This window comes from Vibrio cholerae ATCC 14035, from assembly GCF_000621645.1.
Taxonomy (GTDB): Bacteria; Pseudomonadota; Gammaproteobacteria; order Enterobacterales; family Vibrionaceae; genus Vibrio; species Vibrio cholerae.
This window is the reverse complement of record NZ_JHXR01000042.1, coordinates 1-10,777: the sequence shown is the minus strand read 5'-3', so window position 1 is coordinate 10,777 and position 10,777 is coordinate 1. Positions and strand designations below refer to the sequence as shown.

9 protein-coding genes and 1 pseudogene are annotated in these 10,777 nt (G+C 41.5%); 5 read left to right on the top strand and 5 right to left on the bottom strand.

Annotation, left to right across the window (positions count from 1 at the left end):
• Positions 1-97 precede the first annotated feature (97 nt).
• Positions 98-2,179 (bottom strand): TonB-dependent hemoglobin/transferrin/lactoferrin family receptor, encoded by a 2,082-nt coding sequence (locus tag T411_RS0114970; protein WP_000277183.1) that lies wholly within the window; start codon positions 2,177-2,179, stop codon positions 98-100.
• 232 nt (positions 2,180-2,411) lie between these two features.
• On the opposite strand from T411_RS0114970, the gene T411_RS0114965 reads away from it, so the two are divergent.
• Positions 2,412-3,299 carry a LysR substrate-binding domain-containing protein gene (locus tag T411_RS0114965; RefSeq protein ID WP_000950819.1) on the top strand — a complete coding sequence of 296 codons (888 nt, stop codon included), beginning with the start codon at positions 2,412-2,414 and terminating at the stop codon, positions 3,297-3,299.
• 49 nt (positions 3,300-3,348) lie between these two features.
• On the opposite strand, the gene T411_RS0114960 is transcribed toward T411_RS0114965, so the two are convergent.
• Positions 3,349-6,030 carry a bifunctional acetate--CoA ligase family protein/GNAT family N-acetyltransferase gene (locus T411_RS0114960; protein ID WP_000349833.1) on the bottom strand — a complete coding sequence of 894 codons (2,682 nt, stop codon included), beginning with the start codon at positions 6,028-6,030 and terminating at the stop codon, positions 3,349-3,351.
• 218 nt (positions 6,031-6,248) lie between these two features.
• Between T411_RS0114960 and T411_RS0114955 the strand changes: the two genes are divergently transcribed.
• From T411_RS0114955 to yciH, 4 genes are all read left to right on the top strand, one after another.
• The gene (locus T411_RS0114955) at positions 6,249-6,824 is read left to right on the top strand and encodes an SPOR domain-containing protein (RefSeq protein WP_000717554.1); all 576 of its coding nucleotides are present in this window, start codon (positions 6,249-6,251) and stop codon (positions 6,822-6,824) included.
• 150 nt (positions 6,825-6,974) lie between these two features.
• Positions 6,975-7,964, top strand: a complete 990-nt coding sequence (locus T411_RS0114950) for a D-alanine--D-alanine ligase (protein WP_000169442.1) — start codon at positions 6,975-6,977, stop codon at positions 7,962-7,964.
• Between the two features lie 185 nt (positions 7,965-8,149).
• Positions 8,150-8,533 (top strand): DUF3319 domain-containing protein, encoded by a 384-nt coding sequence (locus T411_RS01000000119605; protein ID WP_000257351.1) that lies wholly within the window; start codon positions 8,150-8,152, stop codon positions 8,531-8,533.
• Between the two features lie 7 nt (positions 8,534-8,540).
• A complete protein-coding gene (gene yciH, locus T411_RS0114940) occupies positions 8,541-8,852 on the top strand; it encodes a stress response translation initiation inhibitor YciH (RefSeq protein WP_000177186.1) in 312 nt (103 codons plus the stop codon).
• A 412-nt stretch (positions 8,853-9,264) separates the two neighbouring features.
• Here yciH and ctxB read toward each other — a convergent pair whose 3' ends face one another.
• From ctxB to T411_RS0114925, 3 genes and pseudogenes are all read right to left on the bottom strand, one after another.
• Positions 9,265-9,639 (bottom strand): cholera enterotoxin binding subunit CtxB, encoded by a 375-nt coding sequence (gene ctxB, locus T411_RS0114935; protein ID WP_000593519.1) that lies wholly within the window; start codon positions 9,637-9,639, stop codon positions 9,265-9,267.
• On the bottom strand, positions 9,636-10,412 hold the full coding sequence (gene ctxA, locus T411_RS0114930) for a cholera enterotoxin catalytic subunit CtxA (protein WP_001881225.1): 777 nt from the start codon (positions 10,410-10,412) through the stop codon (positions 9,636-9,638). The genes ctxB and ctxA overlap by 4 nt, the downstream gene beginning before the upstream one ends.
• A gap of 112 nt (positions 10,413-10,524) precedes the next feature.
• A pseudogene (locus T411_RS0114925) lies at positions 10,525-10,777 on the bottom strand (zonular occludens toxin); the annotation flags it as partial.

The following is a 10,777-nucleotide window of genomic DNA, read 5'->3' as shown; positions in this document are numbered from 1 at the left end:
CAGAACTACCAGATCAAGAAAGAGCGGTTTCAAGAGCAAAATTACAAGCTCGATCTTCAGCTAAGAAAATTGAAACCATCTCTATGAATCACACAATTTAGAATTCGTACTTAGCTGTAATACCAAAGTTACGCTTAGCCTGAGTCTTATCTTTATCTTCACTAGGTAAACCGCGAACATCATTCCAGTTATAATATTCTTCATCTGTAAGATTGAACACACCTGCACGTAGTGTTAAATCTTTAATAGGTTTGTAGTAGGCTGTAACATCAATAACCGTTGCTGAAGAGATTGGTTGGTAGTCACCATTGATCTCACTAGCTTTTTTCTTCGCGGTATAAGTCAGATTAACTGCAGTACCCCAATTATTTTCTGAATCATAATTGATACCAGTGACAGCATTCCAAGGACTTACGCTATTGAGTGGTTTTCCATTGCCATCTTTGCCTTCCGTATATGCAGCAGCAATACGAGAGCTAAAGCCTACAATAGGCATAAATCTATCCCAAAAGAATTGGTTAGAAAGTTCAATCCCTTTAATTGTTGCTTTATCAATATTAATTGATTGGTGTACAGCATCCCTTGTTTTGAAGCTACCAGATACAATTTGACTATCAATAAAGTTATCATAATCACTGTAGAAAATAGATAGTTCATTACTTACACTATCTGCGTTATAACGCCATCCAAGCTCATAAGAAACACTGTCTTCTGCTTCTAGATTAGGGTTTGGTTTAAAAACATATCCATGAGCTGGATTACCAAAAGAGTAATACAGCTCCTGGAAGTCTGGTGCTCTGAAACCTTGGCTAATTTGTGCAAACAGACGATTTTCTTGGTTCAATTTATAAACAGTACCTAGTCTCGCTGTTAATGCTGAGTCTGAATATTTCTTGTATTCACTTGCATCATTTAGGCTCGGGTTAGCACTTGTATCTCCGGGTTTTGTTTCGAAGGAATCGAAACGGATCCCTGGAGTAACGATTAAGTTATCGAATGCAATTTCATCTTGGATAAAAAAGCCATAACGTTTTTCAGATGCATTAGGTATGTAGAAAATAACGTTGTTTTTCCCAATTGAGTTAAACTCTTGGTTTGTATTTTCTATATCTTTATCACTTAAAGAAAAACCATATACGATATAATGTTCTGTATTGGAAACCATAAATGATTTGTCTAACTGGCTATCAAATGAAAAACCCTTATCGGAGTATAAATAATCTTTTTTCTGAATATTTCCATTTGATTTGCTTGTGCGATCAGTAATACCAGTCTCTTCTTTACCTACGACATCAAACTGCCATGTTATACGATCAGCAAGAGAAAACTCGGCATCCCATATATGTTTAATGCCTAACTGATATTGAGTCGTTTCATCAGTACCAGAAGCGTTCTTGTAGCCAGAAAATTCTAAGTTTTCTAAATCATTTTTATTGCGAATATAGTTCCCTGAAAATTCAAGTCTATGCTTAGGATTTAGCTGATACTGTAACTTGACTAGTAAATTATTAGCATTGTTATCTTGTTGGTCTGGCGAACCAAAGTTTTGGATTTCTTGCCCATCACGGCGCGTATATGCGACTAACGATTCTAAATCACCAGATTTATTGGCTAAAGCGATAGACTCACTAAATGTTTTGTCTGATGACGAATAATTCAGTTTCGCATAGCCACCCATATTACGGCCTTTGAGTATATCGGCAGGATCTTTGGTTTCAAAAGCAACAATACCGCCAATTGCATCTGACCCTTGTAGTGATGATGCCGCACCCTTAACAATTTCAACCGATTTCACCATATCTGTATCGATATCAACTCGAGATGAGTTTAAAAATGAATTTCCGGAGTCAAACTGGTTGGGTTGAGCTACACCGTCAACGATAACCTTGATGCGGTTTCCTTCGATACCTCGGATATTGATCCCTTGAACGCCCTGACGCGAATTCGTTGTTAATGTTACACCAGGGGTATATTTGAATAGGCCTTCGATATCTTCAGCCATCTGCTGTTCAATGTCTGAGGCATTGATAACAGCGACTGATGCTGCGGTGTCAGTTATTTGAGTATTCAAGCGAGTTGTAGATACTACTACTTCATCGAATGAGGCATAATCATCCGCGTATGCTGAAGGCACGAGTGCTAGCATGATCGCGCTAGAGAGCAGAGACTTTTTATACATTTGAACTACCTGCAATTTCCATGTTGAGTAAAACGCAGGAATTCTAATAAATATTAATGATAATTGCTATCATTTGTGTTTAATTGTTTGCTTAATGTGAAAAGAACAGGACTTGAGTTTTCTAAATGAATTTTATAATCAAAGGGTTATATTATTCATAATGGCATTTATGATGTTGCTAATTGTGACTCTCATCACAGTTGGCGGTGTGAACTATCAATAGGAGAGAGCATTGTTAAGTCCAATCACTCTTGAAGCGCTGCATATTTTGGATGCAATTGAGCGTAGAGGCAGCTTTGCAGCCGCAGCTAATGAGCTTAATCGAGCACCGAGTTCATTGAGCTATCAAATCCAAAAGCTTGAACAGGATTTGGATTTGATGATCTTTGATCGCTCCGGTCATCGAGCCAATTTTACTGAAGCGGGCAAACTTATCTTAGAGCGGGGCAGGGCCATCTTGGCTGCGACCGAAAAATTGGTCAATGATGCTACGTTACTGGCTAATGGCTGGGAGCTCGATATCACGATTGCACTGGATGGCATTGTGCCCGCAGCGAATCTTTTTCCTATGGTTGAAGCACTGGGTAACATCAGTAAAACGCGAGTGCGCATTCAAGATGAAATTTTGGCGGGTTGCTGGGAAGCCTTAGCGACGGGGCGTGCGGATTTGTTGATCTGCCCGCGCATCGAAGCCTTACCACAGGATGTGAAAGCAGAAACCATTGGCACGATGAAAATGATCTGGGTTGCCGCGCCGACACACTATGTGCATCGTCGTTCGGGGGAGTTTAATGAAGAGGCCAGAGAAAAGTATCGTGCTATTGCCATTGCCGATACGGCTCGTGAACAGCCAGCAATGAGTGTAAACATTCTGCAGCGTCAACCTCGCTTAACGGTCAGTAATTTGGACGCAAAATGCAAAGCGTTAGTGGCGGGCTTAGGGATTGGTACTCTGCCATTGCAAGTGGCTCAACCTTATATTGATAAAGGTGAACTAAAAGCTATTCATGGTTCTGAAGATCTAGAGATGGATATCGTACTTGCCTGGCGACGTAACCAGATGGGTGAAGCCAAATCTTGGTGTATTCAATACCTGAAGAAGAATTGGCGCTGGGAGTAGATCAAAAAAAGTGACAGAGGATCCTTGAGATCTTCTGTCACTTTTATATTTAGCGTAATGGCAGAACCATGTCAGCAGTGCCATCCTCAAAATGAATATCGACGGCAAAGCCCATTTTTTGCGCTAGGGTTAACATGCCGCGATTGGTAGGCATGGTCATGCCCGACATTTGCTGCGTCCCTTTGGCTTTACAATAATCAATAATCTTACGCATCAATATCTTACCTAGCCCTTTTCCTTTCAAATCCGATCGAATCAAGATGGCAAATTCCGCATCGGTATTCTCATGATTAATTAACGCTCGAGAAACGCCAATAATCTCTGAATCCTCACCTTCACCACTCACCGCGACAAACGCCATCTCTCGGTCAAAATCGATTTGAGTTAAGTTTGCTAAAGCTTCATGGTTAAACTCACCGACATCAGAGAAAAAGCGCTTATAGAGATCTTCCTTGGATACTTTCTTGATAAAGGCGGCATGTTTTGGCTCATCTTCAGGCAATATGGGGCGTACAGTAAGCCACTCTCCATCACGTGCTTGGCACCTTTCTTCCAACTCGGTGGGATAGGGTCGAATAGCAAGGCGGCTTTGGGCATCGCCAGTGAATTGGCGTAGCACCAAATTAGCATCAAGAATAGTAAACTGGCTGCCGTTGACAAGCAGGGGATGGATATCCAGCTCATGCACTTGTGGGCATTCAACAACCATTTGTGAAATACGGACTAAAAATTCAGATAATCCTTCAATATCAATAGGGACGGGGAGTTTTTGTAGCCGGATTTTACCGCTACGTATCGCTCGAACAATTAAGTAGCGCGCTAGCGTCATGTTGAGAGGGGGGAGCGCGGCAGCGGCATCGAGTGATTCATCCCACTCAGAACCGCCTTGTCCTAATAAAATTACTGGCCCAAAAGTCGCATCGGTTTTGACTTTGATCCTAAGTTCTTCCCCGCCAGCCAGTTTTGCCATCCCTTGAACTAATAAACCGTGAATATTCGCTGAGGGGTAGGAGAGTTGAGTTCTATCCAGAATCGCTTGCGCGGCATTGGCCACTTCTATCCGGTTACGCAAGTTAAGCATAACACCTTGCACATCGGATTTATGCGCAATGTCAGGGGAGCGTAATTTCACCGCCACAGGGTAGCCAATAGTCTCGGCTATATGCACCGCTTCTGTACTGTCAGAAGCAATCCATGTTGGCAATACATTGAAATTAAAGCATTTAAGCAACGTGCCAATTTGATGAGTATCGAGATTGACCTGATCATGTTCACCTAAGTGTTCATGTATCCATGACTTCGCAGTTTGCATCTCTGAAGCATGTACCACTTCTGTTGTGGTCGGAGTTTCCATCAAATGCTTCTGGTTTCGTCGGTACTCGACTAAGTGCATGAAAGCCGTCACCGCGCTTTCGGGCGTACGGTAAGTCGGTATCCCAGCCTGATTGAAAAGAGTACGTGCGGGCTTGGCAGATAATTCACCAGACCAGTTGGTCAAAATATTAAATCTTTTGGCACGCGGATGCTTTTGCACGGCTTCAACCAGTGCTTGAGCGGTTTGTTCTGAATGCGCGATTGCAGAAGGGCTATGCATGATCAAAATCGCATCAATGTTATCGCTTTCCAACAAAATGTTTAAGGTGGAGACATAGCGCTGATGATCAGCATCACCGACAATATCGATAGGATTACTATGTGACCAACTTTGAGGAAGAGACTGATTAAGCTTTTCATAAATCTCATCTTCAAGCTGGGCAAGTTTACCTCCGCGCTCTAATAATGCATCAACAGCCATAATCGCCGGGCCACCACCATTCGTAATAATCGCAAGGCGTTCACCACGCAGTGGAACGGAATGGGTCAATGTCTCTACCGCCGCAAACAGCTCGTGAGTGTTATTGACTCGGAGCATACCTGTACGGCGAATCGCAGAATCGTAAATGATGTCTAAAGTATCATCGCCACCGGTATGCATTTGTGCCGCTTTTCTTCCGGCTTTAGTACGACCACCTTTTAAGACGAGGATCCGTCGATTGCGAGACGCTGCGCGAGCGGCGGACATAAAACGTCGCGCATCACGAATCGTATCGACATACAGTAAGATCGCATCGGTATGTTTATCGGTACTGAGGGTATCGAGCAAGTCAGCAAAATCAATGTCACTTGCATTGCCTAAAGAAATAAATGCTGAAAAACCAATACCTTTATCATTAGCCCAATCAAGGATAGTGGTACATACCGCCGCAGATTGTGACACAAAAGCAATATTGCCTTTTAAGGCTGAAACGGGAGAAAACGAACCATTGAATTGCATCCAAGGCAAGATGAGCCCCAAGCTATTAGGCCCCAAAATTCGCATATTCACAGATTTAGCTATCGTCATACACTGGGCTTGAATTTCTTCGCCTTGTGCATCCAAAGAGTACATATCGGAAGATAAAACAATCACTTGTCTGACTCCTTTCTCGGCTAACTGTTTAAATAAGCTGACATTGCGCGAGGCGTGAGTACAAAGAATCGCAATATCAGGCACAATCGGGAGGTCGGAAATCGTTTTGTAAGCCAATACACCACAAACGGCAGGATAATAGGGCGTGACAGGCATAATGGCGCCATCAAAACCACCTTGAAGTAAGTTTTTCATCACAATATTACCCGCACGGAAAGACCGAACGGATGCCCCAATCACAGCGACAGATTTGGGTCTAAGCAATTGATTCAAGTGGTCCATACCCTGCCTACCTAATGGAATGTCTGTTTATATGGTAACCAATTCTTGTGAGCTCTGTTGGGCGAGAACAGCCCTCTGTGATCGAGTTTACAGTTCCCTTTGGTTAGTTTGTGCCATAAATCACAGGATAGATGCATATAATGACTCGGTAAGCTTGATTCTCTTGGTTGCAATGTGCATGATTTAAAGCACTTTGTACCTAAGGCATGACTATATCTATGAAAAAAATCGCAGTTATTGGGCTATCAGCACTTCTTGCAGCTTGCGCATCCGGTGAATACACCACAGACGTGAAGACAGAAAGTCATCGCGAAGAATATTCAGTTGCCGCTGTTGAGCAGCCTGTCATTTCCGAATATGGTGTGGCAGACGGCATTTCTGAGCAGAACGTTGAACAAAACGTTGTAAAAATGACGCCGGACAGCGAGAAAAAAGTAGTCAAGATGAGTCCACAGGCTAAGCCTGCCGTCTCCATTACTCCGCCTAGCGCCAAACAAGTCGCAATGAATCCTCGTTATGGTTTTACCATTCAAGTGGTTGCTGTGGGTGCGCAAAGTAAAGTGGACCAATTCGCATCTAAACTCCCTAGAAATGGCCAACCTATTTGGGAAAACTACAAACTGGTCAATGGTACAAAATGGTATACCGTACTTTACGGAGATTATGCGACTCGCCAAGAGGCCGCCGCTGCTATTTCAAGCCTTCCAGTTGAATTGCGAGAAATGAAGCCTTTCGTGAAGAGCATTGATTCGATCAAGAACTCGGAATTCCCGACGCTTAATAAGCTCAACTAATACTTCTTTAAAGGGGCGTAGGCCCCTTTATTGTTTGTTCTGTGAGCAGTTGAATAAGGTTTTCGTGAGAAACGATAACATTGACTGAAACTTCACATTGAATGAACTATCATAGCCATCAATTACTACTTCGGTGTCACGGAAAGATTAATGACTAAGACAACAATCCTACTTTTGTGCGGTGGCGGCTCATCTGAGCACGAAATTTCTCTCGTATCAGCCAACTACATCCAACAACAGCTTGAACTGACTCCAGAGTTTCACGTGATTCGAGTCGAGATGAAAAAAGAGGGATGGTTTTCCGAACAAGGAGCCCTTGTATACCTCGATACAAATAGCGCAACATTAAATAGCGATAAGGCTTCCTACCCAATAGATTTTGTTGTTCCTTGCATCCATGGTTTCCCGGGAGAAACTGGGGATATTCAATCCATGTTAGAACTGGCAGGCATTCCTTATCTAGGCTGTGGGCCAGAAGCCAGTGCAAACAGCTTTAACAAAATCACGTCCAAACTATGGTATGACGCATTAGATATTCCTAACACACCGTATCTATTTTTAACCCAAAATACACCAAGCTCGATTGATAAAGCCAAGCAAGCTTTTGGTCATTGGGGAAGTATCTTTGTCAAAGCTGCTCGTCAGGGTTCTTCAGTCGGATGCTACAAAGTAACCACAGAAGATCAGATTGCCCCCGCCATTGAGGCTGCTTTTGGTTTCTCAGAGCAAGTTCTTGTCGAGCAAGCCGTTAAACCTAGAGAGTTAGAGGTTTCTGCTTATGAGATGAACGGAAAACTCTATATCTCAAAACCGGGAGAAGTGATTGCACCAGAAGGTACATTCTATTCATATGAAGAAAAGTACAGTGCGAATAGCCACGCCAGAACCGTCTTAGAAGCTGAAAATCTAACCGAGAAACACAAAGAATTAATTCAAACATATGCTGAACGTGTATTCATCCATATGAAGCTTCGTCATTTATCTCGGATCGACTTTTTCTTGACTCAAGAGGGACAAATTTACCTCAATGAGGTCAATACATTTCCAGGAATGACACCGATTTCCATGTTTCCGAAAATGCTAGAGCATAACGGACACCGATTTAGTGAATTCCTCGCGCAATGTGTCACCAACACATAGTAAATGCGAAGTAGGGCATTAGGAGACGGGTGACGTTGTCACTCAACTCCGCCGATTTGGTTGGAAAAGGTCGTAACAGACATGAGATAACTCTATGTAAGCTAAAGAATTAGCGACAATATACTTGATAACCTGAGATATAGAATTATTATTTAGGTACCTAGGGATAAAAAAGCAGAGTATCTATGGCTGTTGCAATCTATCGAGGTTTCAATCTCCAATCGGCTGCCAATTCAACTGAAATATGGCAAGTCAGGATAAAAAACCACGTATTGACGGGTAATTTGGCTGCGGTAAAGAAGAGCATTGACTGGTTTTGCGATACTGCATCGATTATTGATCCAAAAGAATTTGAGTCGATCGGCCAAAAACGTGAAGTTTCGGCCGGAGCTCAAGAGCAATTCAATGGCTTCACTATCAAAAACGATACCGGTGAAGCTAATGAGTGGTATTGCTTTTTTAATGGCCGTTTGATTAAAGGTTCCAAAATCGCCATTCAAAAACATATTGAAGCTTACCTCGTTGCAAGACAACGAGCGATGCAACAACAAGCGCAACAAAAAAGATAGTAAAAGTATGACATTGGTGTATTCAACCGAAGTCGGGCGCATTAAGCCTGAGCATGAAAAAATAGAGCGTCCAAAAGGCGATGGTATTGTCCGCATTTTCCGTGAAACTAAAGGCCGTAAAGGAAAAGGTGTCACTATTGTAAAAGGTTTAGACCTTGACGATGCCGCTCTAAAGCTGCTTGCCGCTGAACTCAAGAAAAAATGTGGATGTGGTGGAGCTGTAAAAGATGGCGATATTGAAATTCAAGGAGATGTTAGAGATCAACTCAAAACATTGCTTGAATCGAAAGGACACAAAGTCAAATTAGCAGGTGGTTAAGTCGTATTTTACTCCTCGTGTAACCCCAAACTGCCAATAACTCCACCTTAGTGTGGAGTTCTTTTTTAGCGAAGTAAACCTAAACACATTTGAAATGTGTTGGTAACAGGTTTTCAAATCAAGGGATTACACAAACACTGTCATTAATAATCATGCTTAACATTGTCAAATGATAAATATGATTATTAGGTATTTTATGGTAAATACAGTTATGTTTAATGCTGGATTAAGAATAGGGAGCAGATTGGGGTTTGCGACCTCTTTTTATGCCTTAATTTAACATAACGCACGTAATACGCACTAAGGATGTGGAATAAAAACATCATACTTGCAGTAATACATGTTTGGGCAAAACGGTTGCTTCTCATCATCGAACCACAAAAAAGCCCACTGAGGTGGGCTTTTTTATATCTTAATTTGCCATACTAATTGCGGCAATCGCATGAGGCGTTTTATTATTCCATACACATAACTTTTCGACTTTAGCTTCAGTAAGATATGCAATCCTCAGGGTATCCTTCATCCTTTCAATCGCTTTTTTTTGTGAATCTATATGTTGACTACCTGGTACTTCTACTTGAAAAGTTGCACCATTCTTAAAAGTAATGATAGCCATCTCTCTTTTTCCAGCTAGAGATTCTGTATACGAAAATATCTTATCATTTAGCGTATGTATTTGTGTGTTGTGGTATTCTGCACACAAATCAGTAATATTTTGAGGTGTTCCATGTGCATATGCTGAAGATAGTAAAACTGTAAAAAAAACACCAAATTTTAATTTAATCATAATTCATCCTTAATTCTATTATGTGTATCAATATCAGATTGATAGCCTGAAAATATTTGTCTTTTAACTTTAGATTGGTATTCGTCAAGGAATTTTACACCTAGACTTTGGGTTTTTTCATCGCAAGTATTACTCATCGATGATCTTGGAGCATTCCCACAACCCGGCGGTGCATGATGAATCCACGGCTCTTCCCTCCAAGCTCTATGCTCCGGAGGGAAACCTGCCAATCCATAACCATCTGCTGCTGGAGCAATATCTAAGTTACTGTAATATCTATCTCTGTAGCCCCTATTACGATGTAATTGTTCATCAAGCACCCCAAAATGAACTCGATACCATCCATATATTTGGGAGTATGGAATCCCACCTAAAGCAGAAACTTCTTGTTCATCTGGATGAGGACTGTATGCCCCTAATACATCATTAACGTTAAACATGTTGGGTGCAGTGGCTATAACATATATATAATAAGTAGAATGACCAGACAATATAGTTTGACCCACTAAGTGGGCACTTCTCAAACTAATTGAGGTGGAAACATATCCATCATCGTGCCTAACAAATCCCGTCTGAGTTCCTCTTGCATGATCATAAAGGTTGATATTCATTTGAGTACCTCGGTCAAAGTACTCACTCTGTCCTCTTGGCATAAGACCACCTGACTGCTTTATTTCATCAGGAGGTCTAGAATCTGCCCGATATAACTTATCATCATTTGCATATGAAAATGATGATAAGAAAATAAAAAACACAAATATTATCTTTACCATATAATGCTCCCTTTGTTTAACAGAAAAATAATTGATCAAAACAATTAAATAAGTAAATAAATTTGTATTATTTGAAATCAAAAATCAAAAATCAAAAATCAAAAATCAAAAATCAAAATATACTATTTAGTCCTTTTTTATCATTTTCTGTTTTTATCGGTAAACCCCGTTTCACTTCTACCCACAGCGCTTGCGCTGCAAAGGTATCGAACACCACAAAGTGATTGAAATCCGGTAACGGTAGCACCTTGTAGCGGTAGCTCGATGCAAACAGCTCTGTTGGGACGCTGCCACTCTCGGTTTCAAAAAACACTGTAAGCGTATCCTTGTAAATGTGATGACCTGTCGCCCATAGACCACGATAA

Coding starts and splice junctions, on each gene's coding strand:
- T411_RS0114970 (WP_000277183.1), bottom strand. CDS start 2,179: ATGTATAAAAAGTCTCTGCTCTCTAGCGCGATCATGCTAGCACTCGTG.
- T411_RS0114960 (WP_000349833.1), bottom strand. CDS start 6,030: ATGGACCACTTGAATCAATTGCTTAGACCCAAATCTGTCGCTGTGATT.
- T411_RS0114955 (WP_000717554.1), top strand. CDS start 6,249: ATGAAAAAAATCGCAGTTATTGGGCTATCAGCACTTCTTGCAGCTTGC.
- T411_RS0114950 (WP_000169442.1), top strand. CDS start 6,975: ATGACTAAGACAACAATCCTACTTTTGTGCGGTGGCGGCTCATCTGAG.
- T411_RS01000000119605 (WP_000257351.1), top strand. CDS start 8,150: ATGGCTGTTGCAATCTATCGAGGTTTCAATCTCCAATCGGCTGCCAAT.
- yciH (WP_000177186.1), top strand. CDS start 8,541: ATGACATTGGTGTATTCAACCGAAGTCGGGCGCATTAAGCCTGAGCAT.
- ctxB (WP_000593519.1), bottom strand. CDS start 9,639: ATGATTAAATTAAAATTTGGTGTTTTTTTTACAGTTTTACTATCTTCA.
- ctxA (WP_001881225.1), bottom strand. CDS start 10,412: ATGGTAAAGATAATATTTGTGTTTTTTATTTTCTTATCATCATTTTCA.